This is a genomic window from Streptomyces sp. SJL17-4 (assembly GCF_036826855.1).
GTDB lineage: Bacteria > Actinomycetota > Actinomycetes > Streptomycetales > Streptomycetaceae > Streptomyces.
The window spans coordinates 4,852,365-4,871,080 of sequence record NZ_CP104578.1; the positions used below are offsets into that span (position 1 = coordinate 4,852,365).

General features: G+C 70.6%; 16 protein-coding genes. 9 read left to right on the forward strand and 7 right to left on the reverse strand.

What is annotated here, in order from left to right:
* The first annotated feature begins 5 nt into the window (after positions 1-5).
* On the forward strand, positions 6-1,085 hold the full coding sequence (locus N5875_RS21845) for a lysophospholipid acyltransferase family protein (RefSeq protein WP_338495504.1): 1,080 nt from the start codon (positions 6-8) through the stop codon (positions 1,083-1,085).
* A gap of 72 nt (positions 1,086-1,157) precedes the next feature.
* On the opposite strand, the gene N5875_RS21850 is transcribed toward N5875_RS21845, so the two are convergent.
* From N5875_RS21850 to N5875_RS21860, 3 genes are all read right to left on the reverse strand, one after another.
* Positions 1,158-2,402 carry a DUF5667 domain-containing protein gene (locus N5875_RS21850; RefSeq protein ID WP_338495505.1) on the reverse strand — a complete coding sequence of 415 codons (1,245 nt, stop codon included), beginning with the start codon at positions 2,400-2,402 and terminating at the stop codon, positions 1,158-1,160.
* A 298-nt stretch (positions 2,403-2,700) separates the two neighbouring features.
* Positions 2,701-3,489, reverse strand: a complete 789-nt coding sequence (locus tag N5875_RS21855) for an ECF subfamily RNA polymerase sigma factor, BldN family (RefSeq protein ID WP_318210689.1) — start codon at positions 3,487-3,489, stop codon at positions 2,701-2,703.
* 438 nt (positions 3,490-3,927) lie between these two features.
* Complete coding sequence (locus tag N5875_RS21860; RefSeq protein WP_318210690.1) at positions 3,928-4,881, reverse strand: HAD-IB family hydrolase; 954 nt, start codon at positions 4,879-4,881, stop codon at positions 3,928-3,930.
* A 93-nt stretch (positions 4,882-4,974) separates the two neighbouring features.
* On the opposite strand from N5875_RS21860, the gene N5875_RS21865 reads away from it, so the two are divergent.
* The 6 genes from N5875_RS21865 to hemB all read left to right on the forward strand — a co-directional run bounded on the left by N5875_RS21865 (position 4,975) and on the right by hemB (position 11,499).
* Positions 4,975-5,256 (forward strand): glutaredoxin family protein, encoded by a 282-nt coding sequence (locus N5875_RS21865; protein ID WP_318210691.1) that lies wholly within the window; start codon positions 4,975-4,977, stop codon positions 5,254-5,256.
* Between the two features lie 272 nt (positions 5,257-5,528).
* Positions 5,529-6,326: a redox-sensing transcriptional repressor Rex gene (locus N5875_RS21870; protein ID WP_318210692.1), complete on the forward strand. Its 798-nt coding sequence runs from the start codon at positions 5,529-5,531 to the stop codon at positions 6,324-6,326.
* Positions 6,323-7,687, forward strand: coding sequence for a glutamyl-tRNA reductase (locus N5875_RS21875; RefSeq protein WP_338495506.1), 1,365 nt, complete (start codon positions 6,323-6,325; stop codon positions 7,685-7,687). The genes N5875_RS21870 and N5875_RS21875 overlap by 4 nt, the downstream gene beginning before the upstream one ends.
* Positions 7,684-8,661 (forward strand): hydroxymethylbilane synthase, encoded by a 978-nt coding sequence (gene hemC, locus N5875_RS21880; RefSeq protein ID WP_318210694.1) that lies wholly within the window; start codon positions 7,684-7,686, stop codon positions 8,659-8,661. The genes N5875_RS21875 and hemC overlap by 4 nt, the downstream gene beginning before the upstream one ends.
* Positions 8,658-10,328 (forward strand): uroporphyrinogen-III synthase, encoded by a 1,671-nt coding sequence (locus N5875_RS21885; protein ID WP_318210695.1) that lies wholly within the window; start codon positions 8,658-8,660, stop codon positions 10,326-10,328. Before hemC ends, N5875_RS21885 begins: the two co-directional genes overlap by 4 nt.
* Before the next feature lie 166 nt (positions 10,329-10,494).
* Positions 10,495-11,499: a porphobilinogen synthase gene (gene hemB, locus N5875_RS21890; protein ID WP_318210696.1), complete on the forward strand. Its 1,005-nt coding sequence runs from the start codon at positions 10,495-10,497 to the stop codon at positions 11,497-11,499.
* A gap of 34 nt (positions 11,500-11,533) precedes the next feature.
* Here the strand turns inward: hemB and N5875_RS21895 are convergent, their stop codons facing one another.
* Complete coding sequence (locus N5875_RS21895) at positions 11,534-12,310, reverse strand: DUF4253 domain-containing protein (RefSeq protein WP_338495507.1); 777 nt, start codon at positions 12,308-12,310, stop codon at positions 11,534-11,536.
* 109 nt (positions 12,311-12,419) lie between these two features.
* Between N5875_RS21895 and N5875_RS21900 the strand changes: the two genes are divergently transcribed.
* A complete protein-coding gene (locus N5875_RS21900) occupies positions 12,420-12,689 on the forward strand; it encodes a DUF1876 domain-containing protein (RefSeq protein ID WP_318210939.1) in 270 nt (89 codons plus the stop codon).
* A gap of 74 nt (positions 12,690-12,763) precedes the next feature.
* Here N5875_RS21900 and argS read toward each other — a convergent pair whose 3' ends face one another.
* Entirely contained in the window at positions 12,764-14,539 is a 1,776-nt protein-coding gene (gene argS, locus N5875_RS21905; protein WP_318210698.1) for an arginine--tRNA ligase, read from the reverse strand.
* A 161-nt stretch (positions 14,540-14,700) separates the two neighbouring features.
* On the opposite strand from argS, the gene lysS reads away from it, so the two are divergent.
* The gene (lysS, locus tag N5875_RS21910; protein ID WP_318210699.1) at positions 14,701-16,482 is read left to right on the forward strand and encodes a lysine--tRNA ligase; all 1,782 of its coding nucleotides are present in this window, start codon (positions 14,701-14,703) and stop codon (positions 16,480-16,482) included.
* A gap of 82 nt (positions 16,483-16,564) precedes the next feature.
* Here lysS and N5875_RS21915 read toward each other — a convergent pair whose 3' ends face one another.
* Entirely contained in the window at positions 16,565-17,809 is a 1,245-nt protein-coding gene (locus N5875_RS21915; protein ID WP_318210700.1) for a DUF2637 domain-containing protein, read from the reverse strand.
* A 145-nt stretch (positions 17,810-17,954) separates the two neighbouring features.
* Positions 17,955-18,692: a DUF3558 domain-containing protein gene (locus N5875_RS21920; protein ID WP_338495508.1), complete on the reverse strand. Its 738-nt coding sequence runs from the start codon at positions 18,690-18,692 to the stop codon at positions 17,955-17,957.
* Positions 18,693-18,716 lie beyond the last annotated feature (24 nt).

Sequence of the window (18,716 nt, forward strand, 5' to 3'; positions counted from 1 at the left end):
CAGCGATGGCGGACGCCAAGGTCATTCCGTTCGACGACGACCGGTCGCGGGCCCGGCGACGGCCCGGCGGCCGCGCCGACGGCGAGGCGGCGGCCGTACGGGCCCTGCCGGGGCCGCAGCAGGGCCCCCAGGAGCCGGAGGGGGACCAGGAGGGCTCCGCTCCCGGCACGGCCGGGGAGGCCCCTGGTGTCGACGCAGGGGCCGGCGGCGAGACCGGGGCTGAGGCCGAGGCGAGGGCTGCGGCCGGTGGCTGGGAGCGGCGGCTCGCGGGCGGGCTCGCGTTCCTGCGGCGCCGGGTCACCGGCGACTACGAGGTCGACGAGTTCGGCTACGACGAGGAGCTCACCGACCAGGTCCTGATGTCGCTGCTCCGCCCGCTGTACGAGAAGTACTTCCGGGTCGAGGTGAAGGGCGTCGAGAACATCCCGGCCGAGGGCGGGGCGCTCATCGTCGCCAACCACTCGGGGACCTTGCCGCTGGACGGGCTGATGATGCAGGTGGCCGTCCACGACCACCATCCGGCCGGGCGGCACCTGCGGCTCCTCGCCGCCGATCTGGTCTTCGTGCTGCCGGTCGTCAACGAGCTGGCCCGCAAGGCGGGGCACACCCTGGCCTGTGCGGAGGACGCGGAGCGGCTGCTGCGCTCCGGCGAGATCGTCGGCGTGATGCCGGAGGGCTTCAAGGGGATCGGGAAGCCCTTCGGGGAGCGGTACAAGCTCCAGCGGTTCGGGCGGGGCGGCTTCGTGTCCACCGCGCTGCGGGCCGGGGTGCCGATCGTGCCCTGCTCGATCGTCGGGGCCGAGGAGATATACCCGATGCTCGGGAACGCCAAGACGCTGGCGCGGGTGCTCGGCTTCCCGTACTTCCCGCTCACCCCGACCTTCCCGTGGCTGGGGCCGCTCGGGGCGCTGCCGCTGCCGACGAAGTGGACGATCCAGTTCGGCGAGCCGATCCCGACGGACTCGTACGCGCCGGAGGCTGCGGAGGATCCGATGCTGATGTTCAACCTGACGGATCAGGTGCGGGAGCAGATCCAGCACACGCTCTACAAGCTGCTGGTGCAGCGGCGGTCGGTCTTCTTCTGACCCGGCGAGCCCTGCGGTTCGGAGCAAGGAAAAAGGGGCGCCCCCCGTCCGTGGGGGCGCCCCTTCTTCTTGCTAGCGAGCGTCCTCGCTGTCGATGCCGAGGCCTGGAAGCAGGCCCGGCAGGATGGGCGGAATGGTGACGTCCGGCATCTCGGTCGGCGCCTGACCGTCCGCGGGGGCGGTCGGGGTGCCGGTCGGGGAGGCCGGGGGCTTGAGCAGTCCGCCGGTGCTGCCGCCGAGAAGACCGTCGTCCTCCGGTGATGCGGTGCCACTCTCGGCGCTCGGGCTGGTGCCCGTGCTGGTGCCCGACGGGCGGGGCTGTGCGGAGTGGCTGCCCGAGGGCGGGGCCTCGTGGGTGGACGGTGGACGTTGGGTGTCCGTGCCCTGGGAGGTCTGCGGAGTGCTCGGGCGGCCGCTGGGGCTCTCCGTGCCGATCGCGCCCTTCTCGGGGGTGCGGGGAAGCACCGACTGGAGGGGCTCGACCTCCTCGTCCATGGCGTCGAAGACGTGCGTGACCTCGCTGCCCACGTCCGACAACTGGACGGGGAGTCGGTCGCGGAGGCCGTTCCAGGTGTCCCGGTGGGCCTGGGCGAAGGAGTTGAGACGGGCCATCGGGGCGATCTGTCCGTCCCGGTCGTACGCCTGGCGGAGCAGCCGGTGGCCCTCGCTGGCGTCGTGCTTCATTCCGCCCAGGACCCGGCGGATCTCGGTGAGGGACTCGTGGTCGAGGTCGCCGGAGCGGCCGCGCTCCATGAGTCTGCGAGCCTCGCTGAGCCGGGTGGACGCCTGGTCGAGGTAGATGCCGCCGCGGTCCGCGTCGTCATCCGCCATGTTCAGTTTGATGTCCTCCATGCCTCGCTTGAGCCCGTAGAGCGAGTCACCGGGAAGCGCGTCGGAGCTGGCGGCCGCCACGCCGCCGAAGGCGCCCGCCGCCACACCGACCGTGAGGCCGCCGGCGGCGAGGCCCTTGGACCAGCGGGAGCGGGGCCGTAGCTTCCTGAGTGGGGACGCCCGGTGGGCGCCCTTGCCGCCGGCGGTGCGCTGCTCGGGCACCGTGGGGGTCCCGGCCGCGCTCCCCTCCATGAGCATCGCTTCCATGGCGGCGACGAGCTGGGCTCGCTGCACCACCTTGACCTCGGGATCCAGCTGCGGCTTCGGCAGTTCGCCGAGGCCGCTCGCCAAGGCCAACAGCCGCCCCTGTTCAGCCGGTTCTGCCGGAGTCTCCGGCTGCTCGGCCGCCGCGCCCTCGGACTCCCGGTCCTCCAGGGCCTGGGCGAAGGCGTTCGCCCGCCGGTGCGCCGATACGTTCGCGATCACTGGCGGCACCTCCTCTCGTCATGACGGTCGACTCCCCGGGGGGTCCGGAAGGTTGCACACCTTGAACGCATCCACACGAAAGAGTGAGTGGCTGCGGACATGGCGTGTCCACAGGGAGCCTGCATCCCGCACAACGAGCGGCGCGGCACTTGGGTTACGCGCGAAAGATGATCGGACCAGTGCGTCATCGAGGCGTCACCGACTGTGAGTTGAGCGGGGGTCGTGGGGATGTGGGGGGAGGGGCGGGGGTGCGGGCGCGGGCCGGTCCGCGGGGGCGTGTGTGGGGGGCGCGAGCCGGTCAGCGGGCGTCGTCCGGGAGAAGGCGGGCCAGGGTGCGGACGGCCCGGTACTGGAGGGTCTTGATCGCTCCCTCGTTCTTCCCCATGACCCGGGCGGTCTCGGCGACCGAGAGGCCCTGGAGGAAGCGCAGGGTCACGCACTCCTGCTGCTGGGGGTTGAGGCGGCGGACCGCGTCGAGGAGTGCGGCGTTGGAGAGGGACTCCAGGACGGAGTCCTCGGGGCTGCGCTCGACCTCGTTGGCGTCGAGCATCTCGCCGGTGGTCACTTCCAGGCGGAAGCGGCTGGACTTGAAGTGGTCGGCGACCAGGTTCCTGGCGATGGTGACGAGCCAGGCGCCGAAGTCGCGGCCCTGCCAGGTGAAGGTGGAGATCCGGCGCAGGGCGCGCAGGAACGTCTCACTGGTGAGGTCCTCCGCCGTCGCCTTCCCGCCGACGCGGTAGTAGATGTAGCGGTAGACGGTGTCGCTGTACTGGTCGTACAGGCGGCCGAAGGCCTCGGCCTCGCCCGCCTGGGCGCGCTCGACCAGGTCCATCATGCGGGCGCTGTCGCTGTCGGCGGTGGGGCGGCGGGGGGTGGTGGTCGAGGTACCGGAGCGGGCGCTGCGTCTGCCCACGGCGGCGCCGCCGTCGGCCAGGGCATAACAAGGGCCGGCGGGTGCCGGTGCGGCGAAGGCGAAGGCGGGGACAGGGCCGGCGTACGCGGTGGGGACGAAGCCGCGCAAACGGTCGAGGACCGTTGCGCGCAGCGTAGCCAGGCCCGAGGTGTCAACCCCGACGTGTGGGTACACGGGACTCCCAGAGGCAGAGCTTCCATCACGTGCAGTGCGGGACCGTTCACCCGTCGTGGCGACGTGAGGGGTCCTTTGTGCGTCCCAGGAGAATAACGCTTCGTACAGGCAGCACTACACCCAGTTGCTCAAATCACCGGTTCCGTCGATTCTGTTACTGCTTGCAGTCGGATCAAGGTGCGATTGGTGACCGGTTGTTGATCGGTTTGCTTCCGAGTGTGACTGCGCGGGCGTTGCGTTGTGCTCAAGTGCGGGACCGGTGAGTGATCGGGGCCGCTGCGGGGTAAGGAGCCCCGAATGCCTGGGAGTCGACCTGTGCGGTGGTGTTCGACCACGGACGGGTGAGGGCCTCTGGTCCGGGGTTGTCGCAGATGATCGCAGCCGAAACGTATCGGCAGACCGTTCCGGCGTACCGGGAGAGACGTGTGGAGCAGGGGCTCAGTGGCGACGGCGATGCAGGGCGACCGCGGCCGCCGTACCGCCGGCCAGGGCGCCCAGGCCCGCGGCGGCGGGGATGCCGACCTTGGCGGCCTTGCGGCCGGTCCGGTAGTCGCGCAGTCGCCAGTCCCGGGCCTTCGCGTACTTGCGGAGCTTGGTGTCCGGGTTGATCGCGTACGGGTGGCCGACGAGCGAGAGCATCGGGATGTCGTTGTGCGAGTCGCTGTAGGCGGCGCAGCGGCTCAGGTCGAGGCCCTCGGCGGCGGCGAGGGCCCGTACCGCCTCGGCTTTCGCAGGGCCGTGCAGGGGCTCGCCGACCAGCTTGCCCGTGTAGACGCCGTCGACGGACTCGGCGACCGTGCCGAGCGCGCCGGTCAGGCCGAGCCTGCGGGCGATGATCGTGGCCGTCTCGACCGGGGCGGCCGTGACCAGCCAGACCTTCTGGCCCGCGTCCAGGTGTGCCTGGGCGAGGCCGCGGGTGCCGGGCCAGATGCGGTCGGCCATGTACTCGTCGTAGATCTCCTCACCGATCGACATCAGTTCGGAGACGCGATGGCCCTTGACGATGGACAGGGCGCTGTCGCGGGCGTCCTGCATGTGCTCGGGGTCTTCGACGCCCGCGAGCCGGAACCAGGCCTGCTGCCAGGCGAAGCGGGTGAGTTCGCGGCGTTGGAAGAACTTCCGCTTGTACAGGCCGCGACCGAAGTGGAAGATCGCGGCGCCCTGCATCACGGTGTTGTCGAGGTCGAAGAAGGCGGCCGCCCGTACGTCGCCGACGACCGGGAACTCGGGCTCGGCGGGGGCCTCCGCGAGTTCCTGGGCCGCCGCCTCCTCCCGCTCCCGTTCCAGCTGGAGCGAGGACTTGCGCGCTGCCTCGGCAGCGGCCTCGCCTGCGAGCACGCTGCGCGCGGTGGCGGAGCGCCTACGAGGGGTGAGCCATCCCAGAGCGGCCATGTCGTGAGCATAGCCAGTCTGTTCGGTACTTCCCGACTTGTGACGATGCCGCGGCGTGAACACTGTGGGGTTCCCCTGTTAATCAGGGACAGAATGGACGTCATGTTCGGACGGACGAAGAAGAAGGCGGACGCCGGGTCGCGCACCGTGACGCTGATCGGCAAGCCGGGCTGTCACCTCTGCGACGACGCGCGCGCGGTGATCGAGGCCGTGTGCGCGGAGACGGGTGCACGCTGGGAGGAGAAGGACATCACCCGGGACGAGGAGCTCCACCGGGCGTACTGGGAGCAGATTCCCGTCGTCCTGATCGACGGCGAGCAGCACACCTTCTGGCGCGTCGACGCCGGGCGGCTCCGGCGCGAACTGGGTGCCTGACCGAAAGACGGCTACCATCATGGACGTTTTGTTGGGCTTCGGGGGCGGTGTCGTGAGGAGTGTGTGCGGTTTTGCCCCCTTCGGGTTCTCAACGCGCTGACACGCCGCGCGGTTCCGTGACGACACGAACCAGCCGCGTGACCCCGGTCACTTTGGCCAGACAAAACGGACACCATCTTTGTGCACGCGTTCACAAAGACATAGCCTGCATTCGACGGGGCGGTCTTGGGACATATGGCCGCCTGCAGCCCCGCTCATCCCGCAGGAGCACCGTGGCAACTGGCCGAACTCACCGACCGGCGACCCGTAGCCGAGGAATTCCCGAGGCCACCGTCGCCCGGCTTCCGCTGTATCTGCGCGCACTCACCGCGCTCTCGGAGCGCTCCGTACCCACGGTCTCCTCCGAAGAGCTCGCCGCCGCGGCGGGGGTCAACTCCGCGAAGCTGCGCAAGGACTTCAGCTACCTGGGTTCCTACGGCACCCGCGGGGTCGGCTACGACGTCGAGTACCTCGTCTACCAGATCTCCCGTGAGCTGGGGCTCACCCAGGACTGGCCGGTCGTCATCGTCGGTATCGGTAACCTCGGTGCCGCGCTCGCCGGCTACGGCGGTTTCGCCTCCCGTGGCTTCCGGGTCGCCGCGCTGATCGACGCCGACCCCGCCATGACCGGCAAGCCGGTCGCCGGGATCCCCGTCCAGCACAGCGACGACCTCGAGAAGATCATCGAAGAGGACGGCGTCTCCATCGGCGTCATCGCGACCCCGGCCGGCGTCGCCCAGCAGGTCTGCGACCGGCTCGTGGCCGCCGGAGTCACCTCCATCCTGAACTTCGCCCCGACCGTGCTCTCCGTGCCCGACGGCGTGGACGTACGCAAGGTCGACCTCTCCATCGAGCTGCAGATCCTCGCCTTCCACGAGCAGCGCAAGGCCGGCGAGGAGTCGAACGCCGAGGCCGACGCGGCCGTCGAGGCGGAGACCGCCGCGCCCACCGCCCCGCCGGCCCCCCGTGGCACCACGGGCGGCAGCCGCAAGGGACCCGACGGGGACGTCCCCGCCGTGATGCCGGCATGAGCCTCCTCGTCGTCGGCCTCAGCCACCGCAGCGCACCCGTCTCCATCCTGGAGCGGGCGGCACTCCCGGCGGACACCCAGGCCAAGCTCCTCCAGGACACCCTCGCCGCCGAACCGGCCGCCGAGGCCACCGTCCTGGCCACCTGCAACCGCATCGAGCTCTACGCCGACGTGGACAAGTTCCACGCCGGTGTCGCCGAGCTGTCCACGCTGCTCGCGCAGCACAGCGGCGTCGGCCTGGACGAGCTCACCCCCTATCTCTACGTGCACTACGAGGACCGGGCCGTCCACCACCTCTTCTCGGTGGCCTGCGGGCTCGACTCGATGGTCGTCGGCGAAGGCCAGATCCTCGGCCAGATCAAGGACACCCTCGCCCTCGGCCAGGAACTGCACACCGCGGGCCGCCTCCTCAACGACCTGTTCCAGCAGGCCCTGAGGGTCGGCAAGCGCGCCCACAGCGAGACCGGGATCGACCGGGCCGGGCAGTCGCTCGTCACCTTCGGTCTCGAGCGACTCGTCGACGGCACGGACGGCACCGACGTCGACACCTGGGCCAAGGGCAAGAAGGCGCTCGTCATCGGCGCCGGCTCGATGTCCTCGCTCGCCGCCGCCACGCTCGCGCGTTCCGGCGTCTCCGAGATCGTCATCGCCAACCGGACCCTGGCCCGTGCCGAGCGGCTCGCGCAGATCCTGAACGAGCCCGGAGGCACGGGTGTCGTCGCGCACGCGGCCGAGATGGTTGCCGTCGGCGACGAACTGACACGTGCCGACGTCGTCGTCTCCTGCACCGGCGCCACCGGACTCGTCCTCACCGGGGACGACATCGAGACCGCCGTCCAGGGCCGTCGCACCCCGCTCGCCCTGCTCGACCTCGCGATGCCCCGCGACATCGACGCCGCCGCCCACCGGATCCCCGGTGTCCGGCTCGTCGACATCGAGTCGCTCGCCGAAGCCTCCGCCGACGCGCCCATGGCCGCCGACGTCGACCAGGTGCGCGGCATCGTCTCCGACGAGGTCGCCGCCTTCGGCGCCGCCCAGCGCGCCGCCCACATCACCCCCACCGTCGTCGCCCTGCGCACCATGGCCGCCGACGTGGTGGCCGGCGAGATCGCCCGGCTCGAGGGCCGGCTGCCCGACCTCGACGACAAGCAGCGCGCCGAGATCACCCAGACCGTGCGCCGCGTGGTCGACAAGCTCCTGCACGCTCCGACCGTGCGGGTCAAGCAGCTGGCGAGCGAGCCCGGCGGCGCCGGGTACGCCGACGCGCTGCGGACACTCTTCGACCTCGACCCGGAGACGGTGGCTTCTGTCAGCCGGGCCGACCTGAATGACGCCGACGTCAAGAACCGAGGGCGAGTATGACCGAGAGGGCACTGAGGCTCGGGACCAGGCGCAGCAAGCTCGCCATGGCCCAGTCCGGGCACGTGGCCGACGCCGTACGGCAGCTGACCGGCCGGCCCGTCGAGCTCGTGGAGATCACGACGTACGGGGACACCTCCCGGGAGCACCTCGCGCAGATCGGCGGCACCGGCGTCTTCGTCGCCGCCCTGCGTGACGCGCTGCTCGCCGACGAGGTGGACTTCGCCGTCCACTCGCTGAAGGACCTGCCGACCACGCAGCACCCCGAGCTGGTGCTGGCCGCGATCCCGAAGCGCGAGGACCCGCGCGACGTGCTGATCGCCCGCGACGGACTGACGCTGGACCGGCTACCCAAGGGCGCCCGGGTCGGCACCGGCTCGCCGCGGCGCATGGCCCAGCTCCACGCGTACGCGCGCAGCCACGGCCTGGAGATCACCTGCGTCCCGATCCGGGGCAACATCGACACCCGGATCGGCTACGTACGCAAGGGAGAACTGGACGCGGTGGTCCTCGCCGCGGCAGGCCTCAACCGCATCGGCGGTACGGAGGAGCTCACCGGCTCCCTGTCGCTCGACCACCTGTCGGTCGACTCCGTCCTGCCCGCCCCCGGCCAGGGGGCCCTGGCGATCGAGTGCGCGGCCGCGTCCGGGGACCTCATCGCCATGCTCGCCGAACTCGACGACCCCCTCACCCGGGCCGCCGTGACCGCCGAGCGATCCTTGCTCGCCGCCCTCGAGGCCGGCTGCTCCGCACCCGTGGGTGCGCTGGCCGACCTCCTGGACGACGGGAAGCCCGTCATCACCGAAATGCGCTTGCGCGGTGTCGTCGGTACCACCGACGGATCCACGCTGGTGCAGCTGTCCACCACCGGTCCCGTACCCGCGTCGAACCGCGCGGCTGTGGATCTCGGACGCGAACTCGCGGACGAGATGCTCGCCAAGGGTGCGGCCGGTCTTATGGGGGAGCGAGCACTTTGAACCCCACCAGCCCGACCACCAGCCCGCTGTCCCCGGCCTTCGTAGGCCATGGACACGTCACATTCCTCGGCGCAGGCCCCGGTGACCCCGGACTCCTGACCCTCAGGGCCGTGGAGGCCCTCGCCGGAGCGGATGTCCTGATCGCCGAGCCGGAGGTGCTCGAGGTAGTCCGCGGCCACGCGCGCGCGGGGGTGAGCACGCCGGAGCTGACGGTCATTGACGAGGCGTCAACAACCGCCGGTGTCCCCGTGTTGAGGGACGCCGCCAATCTTGTCATGGAGGCCGCGAGGGGCGGCAGGCGGGTCGTCCGTGCGGTGACCGGCGACCCCGGCCTCGACGGCAACGCAGGGGCCGAGATGCTCGCCTGCGCCACCGAGGGCATCCCCTTCGAGGTCGTCCCCGGCGTCGCCACGGCCGTCGGCGTACCCGCGTACGCCGGTGTCCCGCTCCGCGACGCCCAGGGCACCGACGTGCGTTTCGTCGACGCCCGCACCGCCGACGAGCGGTGCTGGACCGAGGTCGGTGCCTCCGACGGCACCGTCGTCGTGTCCACCTCGCTCGACTCGGTGGCGGCGGCCGCCGGTGAACTGGTGGCGGCAGGCCGTAAGCCGGACACCCCCCTCACCGTGACCATCGCGGGTACGACGACGAGGCAGCGGACCTGGAACGCGACCCTCGGGACGATCGCCCAGGTCTTCAAGCAGGGCAAGGTCCTCCCCTCGCCCGAGGGCCACCGGCCGGTCATAGCCGTGGTCGGCGAGCGCAGCGCCCCGGCGCAGCGGGACCAGCTGGCGTGGTTCGAGTCGAAGCCGCTCTTCGGCTGGCGGGTGCTCGTGCCGCGTACCAAGGAGCAGGCCGCGTCGCTCTCCGACCAGCTGCGTTCGTACGGCGCGGTGCCGCACGAGGTGCCGACCATCGCCGTCGAGCCGCCGCGCACGCCCCAGCAGATGGAGCGTGCGGTCAAGGGGCTCGTGACCGGGCGCTACGAGTGGATCGCCTTCACGTCGGTCAACGCGGTGAAGGCCGTACGGGAGAAGTTCGAGGAGTACGGGCTCGACGCGCGTGCCTTCGCCGGGATCAAGGTCGCGGCGGTGGGCGAGCAGACGGCCGCGGCGCTGGTGGACTTCGGTGTGAAGCCGGATCTCGTGCCGAGTGGTGAGCAGTCCGCGGCGGGGCTGCTGGAGGACTGGCCGCCGTACGATCCTGTTTTCGACCCGATCGACCGGGTCTTCCTGCCGCGGGCCGACATCGCGACGGAGACGCTGGTCGCGGGCCTGATCGAGCTCGGGTGGGAGGTCGACGACGTCACCGCCTACCGGACCGTACGGGCTTCGCCGCCGCCGGCGGACACGCGCGAGGCGATCAAGGGCGGTGGCTTCGACGCCGTGCTGTTCACGTCGTCGTCGACGGTGCGGAACCTGGTCGGTATCGCCGGGAAGCCGCACAACGTGACCGTCATCGCGTGCATCGGTCCCGCCACGGCGAAGACCGCCGAGGAGCACGGGCTGCGGGTGGACGTGCTGTCGCCCGAGCCGTCGGTGCACAAGCTGGCGGAGGCGCTGGCGGACTTCGGGCTGCGGCGGCGGGAGGCTGCGCTTGAGGCGGGGGATCCGGTTACTCGGCCTTCGGAGCGGCGGCCGGGGGCGCGGAGGCGTCGTACGACGTAGCGGTTTCTTGGGTGCGGGTCCTTGATGGGGCCCGCACCCTTTGCGTTGGGGGACCCCCACGCCCTGCGGGACGATTGCCCACACGGGGCTCGGTGTTGCTCTGGGCGCTCGTGAGGCAACATCGTGTCGGTAAGAGCAGGGTTTGGGCGGGCGTAGCCTCGGGGTTATGAACTCGTACGGATCCTTTCCCGGGGCGCGGCCGCGGCGGCTGCGGACGACACCTGTCATGCGGCGGATGGTGGCCGAGACGCGGCTGCATCCCGCCGATCTGATCCTCCCCGCGTTCGTGCGCGAGGGGATCACCGAGCCCGTGCCGATCCAGGCCATGCCCGGCGTCGTCCAGCACACGCGCGACACCCTGCGGAAGGCCGCGGCCGAGGCCCTGGAGGCCGGGGTCTCCGGGATCATGCTCTTCGGTGTGCCCGAGGACGAGAAGAAGGACGCGGCGGGGACGGCCGGGACCGACCCCGACGGGATCCTTCAGGTCGCCATTCGCGATGTGAAGGCCGAGGTCGGCGACGAGCTCGTGATCATGTCCGATCTCTGTCTCGACGAGTTCACCGACCACGGTCACTGCGGCGTCCTCGACGCCGACGGCCGGGTCGACAACGACGCCACGCTGGAACGTTACGCCGAGATGGCCCAGGTGCAGGCCGACGCCGGCGTTCACGTGGTCGGTCCGTCCGGGATGATGGACGGGCAGGTCGGGGTCGTCCGGGACGCCCTGGACACCATCGGCAAGGAGGACGTGTCGATCCTCGCGTACACCGTGAAGTACTCCTCCGCCTTCTACGGTCCCTTCCGTGAGGCCGTCGGCTCCTCCCTGCGCGGTGACCGCAAGACCTACCAGCAGGACCCCGCCAACCTCCGTGAGTCGATGCGCGAGCTCGCCCTCGACCTGGAGGAGGGCGCCGACATGGTGATGGTCAAGCCCGCGGGGCCGTACCTCGACGTGCTCGCCAAGGTCGCCGAGTCCGTGGACGTGCCCGTCGCCGCGTACCAGATCAGCGGTGAGTACGCGATGGTCGAGGCCGCCGCCGAGAAGGGCTGGATCGACCGCGACAGGGCGATCCTCGAGACCCTGACCGGCATCCGGCGCGCCGGCGCGCAGATGATCCTCACCTACTGGGCCACCGAGGTCGCCCAGAAGCTGTCCGCCGCGCGCCGGTAGCGCGGGGGCAGGACCCGGGGCCTCGGCCTGGCGGCTAGTCCCACCAGAAGGTCCAGAGGGGGCTGTCCAGCAGCCCCTTCCGGGCGTACTCGCGCAGGCCTGCGTGCCGGCCCTGCGTGATGTTGTCCGGGCAGAACGCGAAGTGCTCCGCCGCCAGCGCCTCCGCCTCCGCCACCGTCTGCGGCGGGGACGCCACCGAGACCACCAGCTGGTCGAAGGTGAGCGCGACGACACGGGCCCCGAAGCGGTCCTCCCAGGACCGCAGCACCGCACACAGCCGGGCCACGTCGTTCTCGTGGTTCAGCGGCCCGGTCCAGCCGATCACCGCCGGTATGTCCGCGCTGCGCCGCGCCGGGACGAGAGCCGGGCGGGCGTCCGCCAGCCAGAAGCCCGGCTCCGTCAGCATCTCGGCGACGGTGGCCGCCGTCCTGTCGGGGTCCGCGTCGCACGGCTGCGCCGGGGCCAGGCCCGGCCAGTCGGCGCTCCCGGGTATCTCGTCGGACGCGTTCGCGTCCCAGAACCCGGCGAGGACCCCGTCGGCCTCGTGGTCGGCCGGGTCGCTCATCCGCTCCGGCATCAGCTCCCACCGGTCCAGGCTCCAGTCACCGCCCAGCAGCACCGGCAGCAGCCCCGCCGTGCGGGCCGCCGGGCGCAGCGCGCTCCAGGCGGCGGGCCCCGCCGCGCCGTGTCCCGACCAGAGGTACGGGGCGTCCGCCGGGCCGGTGAGGGCGCCGGGCGGCAGGTCGAGGCCGAGGGAACGGCCGGTCGGATCGGCCGCGAGCCGGGGCAGCTGGTTCGGGATCATCGCCATGCGGAGAACGTACGGGGCACCACTGACAACGGAGCGAGTGGTGATGCGGCACGCGTCGGCGCACCCTGGAGAGGTAGCCGACAGGTACCTCGCGGAGGTGGTCCTCATGATGCACACGCTTGTCGGATGGCATGTGGAGATGGAGTTCCAGGAGGAGGGTGACCGGACGCGGGCCGCGGCCATGGTCCGGCTCACCGACGGCACCGAGTTCCGGGCCCACGGCACCGCCAACCGTCACCCCTCCGACCCGGACCAGCTCAGGGTGGGCGAGGAGATCGCCGGCGCACGCGCGCTGATGGACCTCGCCTCCCAGCTGCTCCAGAAGGCCCATACGGAGATCGACGAGGTCTCGGGCCGGACCTCGCACAGCATCCGTTGACGACGAAGCCCCCGGCACGGTGATCCGTGCCGGGGGCTTCGCTTTCGGAGCTTTCGGATGCCGCTTCGGGACCGTCAGAGACGCTCGGGCGTCCTGATGCCCAGCAGCGCCATGCCCTGGTGCAGGGTGCGGGCGGTCAGGTCGCAGAGGAAGAGGCGGTTCTCCGCGACCTCCTGCGCCGGCTCCGGCTTGATGACCGGGCACTGGTCGTAGAACGTCGTGTACAGCGACGCCAGCTGGTACAGGTACGCGGTGAGCTTGTGCGGCGCGTACTCGCCGGCCGCGTCGGACACCGTCTCGGCGAACTGGTCCAGGTGCAGACCGAGCGCGCGCTCCGCCGGGGCCAGCTCCAGCTCCGGGTGGGCCAGCGGCGTGCGGTCGCCCGCCTTCCCGAAGATCGACTTGATACGCGCGTACGCGTACTGCAGGTACACCGAGGTGTCGCCGTTCAGCGAGACCATCTGGTCCAGGTCGAACTTGTAGTCGCGCGCGGCGGACGTCGACAGGTCGGCGTACTTCACCGCACCGATGCCCACGTACTGGCCGTTCTCGACGATCTCCGACTCGGTCAGGCCCACCTTCTCGGCCTTCTCGCGCACCACCGACGTCGCCCGGTCCACGGCCTCGTCCAGCAGGTCCACCAGCCTGACCGTCTCGCCCTCACGGGTCTTGAACGGCTTGCCGTCCTTGCCGAGGACCGTGCCGAAGGCCAGCTGGACGGCCTTCACGTCCTCGTTCAGCCAGCCGGCCCGGCGGGCCGTCTCGAAGACCATCTTGAAGTGCAGCGACTGACGGGCGTCGACCACGTACAGCAGGGTCGTCGCCTTCAGGTTCCGGACGCGGTCGCGGATCGCCGACAGGTCCGTCGCCGCGTAGCCGAAGCCGCCGTCGGACTTCTGGACGATCAGCGGCGTCGGGTTGCCGTCCGGGCCCTTCACGTCGTCGAAGAAGACACACAGCGCGCCCTCGGAGCGGACGGCGACGCCCGACTCCTCGAGGATGCGGCAGGTCTCGACCAGCATGTCGTTGTAGCCGGACTCGCCGACGACGTCGCCGTCCCGGATGTCCATGTCGAGCTTGTCGAAGACCGAGTAGAAGTAGATCTTCGACTCGTCGACGAACCGCTGCCAGAGCGCGAGGGTCTCCTCGTCGCCGGCCTGGAGGTCGACGACGCGCGCACGGGCCCTCGTCTTGAACTCCTCGTCGGAGTCGAAGAGCGCACGCGAGGCCTTGTACAGCCGGTTCAGGTTCGACATGGCCTCCTCACCGGAGACCTCGGCGCCGTCCTCGGCCTTGTGGTCCAGCTCGTGCGGGTGCTCGATCAGATACTGGATGAGCATGCCGAACTGGGTGCCCCAGTCGCCGATGTGGTGGCGGCGGACCACGCTCTCGCCGGTGAACTCCAGGATCTCGACCATCGCGGCGCCGATCACGGCGGACCGCAGGTGCCCGACGTGCATCTCCTTCGCCACGTTCGGCTGGGCGTAGTCGATGACCGTCGTGCCCGCCGACTCGTTGAACGGAACCCCGAGCCGGGCGTCGGCCGCGCGGGCCGCGAGGGTCCGCACGATCGCCGCGTCCGTCACCGTGATGTTCAGGAAACCGGGGCCCGAGACCTCGATCTCCTTCAGGACGTCGTTCTCCGGGATCGCGGCGACGACCTGGGTGGCCAGCTCACGCGGATTGCCCTTGAGCTGCTTGGCGAGCGCCAGGATGCCGTTGGCCTGGAAGTCGGCCCGGTCGCTTCGTCGCAGCAGCGGGTCGGCGGACGCGGCGTCCGGCAGAGCTGCCGAGAGGCCGTCCGCGAGGCGCTGCTGCACGGTCGAAGCGAGGGAAGGGACCGAGGCCATGAGCTTCCGTTCCTGTTGAGTTCGGTGAGTTCTGTGCGTCTAAATTGCTTGTCAAGTGTCCCATGGGAGCGCAACGTGATTTCCCCGCCTGTGGACAACCGCAGGAGGCGACCCATCTCCGCCTGTGGACAACCTCAGGGAGCACTCTTCCGTCTGGGAGAATGGCTCACGTAGGGCCCTCAGGCAGAACCCCACCCAGGAAGAAGGACGTACCGACCGTGGCTCAGAGCAGCACCGAGACCGACTGGGTCTCCCGTTTCGCGGACGAGGTCATCGCCGAGTCGGAGCGACGTGCGCCTGGCAAACCGGTCGTCGTCGCCTCCGGCCTCTCCCCGTCCGGCCCCATCCACCTGGGCAACCTCCGCGAGGTCATGACCCCGCACCTGGTCGCCGACGAGATCCGCCGCCGCGGGCACGAGGTCAGGCACCTGATCTCCTGGGACGACTACGACCGCTACCGCAAGGTGCCGAACGGCATCGAGGGCATCGACGAGTCCTGGGCCGAGCACATCGGCAAGCCGCTGACCTCGGTCCCGGCCCCCGCCGGCTCGCCCCACCCCAACTGGGCCGAGCACTTCAAGGCCGCCATGGTCGAGTCGCTGGCCGAGCTCGGCGTCGAGTACGACCCGATCAGCCAGACCGAGCAGTACACCGCGGGCACCTACCGCGAGCAGATCCTGCACGCCATGAAGCACCGCGGCGACATCGACGCCATCCTCGACCAGTACCGGACGAAGAAGGCACCGAAGAAGCAGTCGCAGAAGCCCCTCGACGAGGCCGAACTGGAGGCCGAGGAGGGCTCCGGCGCGGCCAGCGAGGACGACGGCTCCGGCGGCTCCTCGGGCTACTTCCCGTACAAGCCGTACTGCGGGCAGTGCGAGAAGGACCTGACCACGGTCACCTCGTACGACGACGACACCACCGAGCTCGCCTACACCTGCACCAACTGCGGCTTCTCCGAGACCGTGAAGCTCAGCGAGTTCAACCGCGGCAAGCTGGTCTGGAAGGTGGACTGGCCGATGCGCTGGGCGTACGAGGGCGTCATCTTCGAGCCCTCCGGCGTCGACCACTCCTCGCCCGGCTCGTCCTTCGTCGTCGGCGGCCAGATCGTCCGCGAGATCTTCGACGGCGTCCAGCCGATCGGCCCGATGTACGCCTTCGTCGGCATCAGCGGCATGGCCAAGATGTCCTCCTCGCGCGGAGGCGTCCCGACCGCCGCCGACGCGCTGAAGATCATGGAAGCGCCCCTGCTGCGCTGGCTGTACGCCCGCCGCCGCCCCAACCAGTCCTTCAAGATCGCCTTCGACCAGGAGATCCAGCGGCTCTACGACGAGTGGGACAAGCTGGAGGCCAAGGTCGCCGACGGCACCGTGCTCCCCGCCGACGCCGCCGCCCACACCCGCGCCGCCCGCACGGCCGCCGGTGAGCTCCCGCGCACCCCGCGCCCGCTCCCGTACCGCACGCTCGCCTCGGTCATGGACATCACCGCCGGCCACGACGAGCAGACCCTGCGCATCCTGACCGAGCTCGACCCCGAGAACCCGGTCGCCTCCCTCGACGAGGTCCGGCCGCGCCTCGACCGCGCCGAGAACTGGATCACCAGCCAGGTCCCGGCCGACCAGCGCACCATCGTCCGCGAGGAGCCCGACACCGAACTCCTCGGCTCCCTGGACGACGAGGGCCGCGAGTCGCTCCGCCGGCTCCTGGAGGGCCTCGACAGCCACTGGTCGCTCGACGGGCTCACCACCCTCGTCTACGGCGTCCCGAAGGTCATGGCCGGTCTCGACCCCGAGGCCAAGCCGACACCCGAGCTGAAGCTCGCGCAGCGCGCGTTCTTCGCCCTGCTCTACAAGCTCCTCGTCTCCCGCGAGACCGGGCCGCGACTGCCCACACTGCTGCTCGCCGTGGGCGCGGACCGGGTGAGGAAGCTGCTCGGCGCGTGAGCGCGCGCAGATGAGCTGAGTACGTGAAAGGGCCGCCACCCGGCATCCGGGTGGCGGCCCTTTCACACACTCTCCGCACGGGTCAGGGGGTGCGGTACTCCTGCATGTCCTGCTGGATCCGCTGCTGGACCTCGGGGATCATCCGGTGGAGCAGCTCGGGGTTGCGGAGTTGCTCGACGCCGTAGTGATCCGCCACAAGCCGCTCCAGCTCCTGCGTCTCCGGGAAGCGGTCGTTCTCCACGGCATACGCCCAGGTCTGCTTGTAGACGACCTCGCGGAACTCCTCGACCTCCTGCGGATCCGGCTGCTCCTCCACGTACTCGGGGTACTCGACGAACTGCTCCGGCCCCGGCGGGGGAACGTCCTCCGGCCCGAGCGGCACCGGCACCGGGGTCGGCTCCAAGCCGTCCACAATCTGAGGGTTGTACGAGCCCTGGTAACCGTCCGGCCGGGCCTGCCCCGCGAACCAGGGGCTCTCCTCGGCGTTCTCCGGCACATCGGGGAGCGGCTGCGGCGCGGGCGCGAGCTGCACCGGCTGGGACTGCTGCCCCGACTGAAGCGGCTGCGGCTGCTGAAGCGGCTGGGGCTGCTGGGGCAACAGCGGCGACGTGCCCTGCGGCTGCGCCGACAGCACGGCCGGCTCGATCCCGGCCGCCGCGAGACCCGCCGCCGCCGTCTCCGCGAGCGGCACCCCGTACCGCGCCAGACGCAGCGGCATCAGCGCCTCCACCGGCGCCTTCCGGCGCCAGCTCCGGCCGAAACGGGCCTGCAGACGCGCCTGGTAGATCATCCGCTCCTGCTCCAGCTTGATCACCTGCTCGTACGAGCGGAGCTCCCACAGCTTCATCCGGCGCCACAGCCGGAACGTCGGCACCGGGGACAGCAGCCAGCGAGTCAGCCGGACGCCCTCCATGTGCTTGTCCGCGGTGATGTCCGCGATCCGGCCCACCGCGTGCCGGGCGGCCTCGACGGCCACCACGAACAGGACCGGGATCACCGCGTGCATCCCGACACCCAGCGGGTCCGGCCAGGCGGCCGCGCCGTTGAACGCGATCGTCGCCGCGGTCAGCACCCACGCGGTCTGCCGCAGCAGCGGGAACGGGATCCGCAGCCACGTCAGCAGCAGATCCAGGGCGAGCAGCACACAGATGCCCGCGTCGATACCGATCGGGAAGAAGTACGAGAAGGTGCCGAAGCCCTTCTGCACGGCGAGCTCACGCACAGCGGCGTACGAACCCGCGAAACCGATCCCCGCGATGATCAACGCACCGGCGATGACGAGGCCGATGAGTATCCGGTGTGTGCGTGTCAGCTGCATCGCGGCCACCCGCGATCCCCTCCCCGTCAATCGACATCTCGCGCGCACAGACTGGCACATGTGCGCGAAGCCCGGCCCCCGGGGGAGGGACGGGCTCCGCATCGACGTGCCACTCTGCGCTGGTTTACGACCAGTTGTCGAGATTCACTCGCGCCTACTTGTTGGCAGCGGCGACCGCCGCCACGGCCTCCTTGGCCGCCTTCACCGCACCGCTCATCACCGTCTTCTCCGACGGAGTGGACGCACCCGCGTACCCGGCGCCGTTGTACGAGAGCAGCACCAGCACATTGCCCGTACGCGCCACGATGGAGCCGTACACGAAGTCCTCGTTCGTCTTGCGCAGCTCGTACGCGACGGACTTCGCCTCGTCACCGACACCCGTGACCGAGGCGGTACGGAGCTTCTTCGCGCCCGGAGTCTCCTCGATCTTGGCGAGCTCCTTCGCCAGGTTCTCCCGCGCACGCTCCTGGCCGCTGCCGAGCGAGGCGTCCGACTCGTACCGGTAGAAGGACACGTCGAGCCAGCGGTACTGCGAACCCTTCACGCCCTTGTCGTCCAGACCGTTCCACGAGCAGCCGCTACGGCTGCCGAGATCGCTGGAGACGGCCGGCGTGCCGTTCTTGGTCTTCGCCTTGGGCACGAGCGACGACGTCGTCTTCGCGACGATCGCCTTGCAGGCCTCCGGCAGCTTCGCGAACTTCGCCGGCTCGACCGCCTTCGTCGTCTGCGAGGGCGACGGGGTGGCGGACCCCGACGCGGCCGCCTTGTCCTTCGACCCCGTCGCGCCGGAGCCACTGTCACCGGAATCCGAGGAGCAGCCGGCGACGACGAGCATCACCGGGACGGCGGCGCAGGCAAGTATGCGGGTGAGTCGCGGAGCTGTTCGCTGCATGGTTCCTTCAGTCGCTTGTCGTAC

Bases quoted from the DNA above. Each gene is read 5' to 3' on its own strand.
- N5875_RS21845 (WP_338495504.1), top strand. From the start codon at position 6: ATGGCGGACGCCAAGGTCATTCCGTTCGACGACGACCGGTCGCGGGCC.
- N5875_RS21860 (WP_318210690.1), bottom strand. From the start codon at position 4,881: ATGGCCGCTCTGGGATGGCTCACCCCTCGTAGGCGCTCCGCCACCGCG.
- N5875_RS21865 (WP_318210691.1), top strand. From the start codon at position 4,975: ATGGACGTCATGTTCGGACGGACGAAGAAGAAGGCGGACGCCGGGTCG.
- N5875_RS21875 (WP_338495506.1), top strand. From the start codon at position 6,323: ATGAGCCTCCTCGTCGTCGGCCTCAGCCACCGCAGCGCACCCGTCTCC.
- hemC (WP_318210694.1), top strand. From the start codon at position 7,684: ATGACCGAGAGGGCACTGAGGCTCGGGACCAGGCGCAGCAAGCTCGCC.
- hemB (WP_318210696.1), top strand. From the start codon at position 10,495: ATGAACTCGTACGGATCCTTTCCCGGGGCGCGGCCGCGGCGGCTGCGG.
- N5875_RS21895 (WP_338495507.1), bottom strand. From the start codon at position 12,310: ATGGCGATGATCCCGAACCAGCTGCCCCGGCTCGCGGCCGATCCGACC.
- N5875_RS21900 (WP_318210939.1), top strand. From the start codon at position 12,420: ATGCACACGCTTGTCGGATGGCATGTGGAGATGGAGTTCCAGGAGGAG.
- argS (WP_318210698.1), bottom strand. From the start codon at position 14,539: ATGGCCTCGGTCCCTTCCCTCGCTTCGACCGTGCAGCAGCGCCTCGCG.
- lysS (WP_318210699.1), top strand. From the start codon at position 14,701: ATGGCTCACGTAGGGCCCTCAGGCAGAACCCCACCCAGGAAGAAGGAC.
- N5875_RS21920 (WP_338495508.1), bottom strand. From the start codon at position 18,692: ATGCAGCGAACAGCTCCGCGACTCACCCGCATACTTGCCTGCGCCGCC.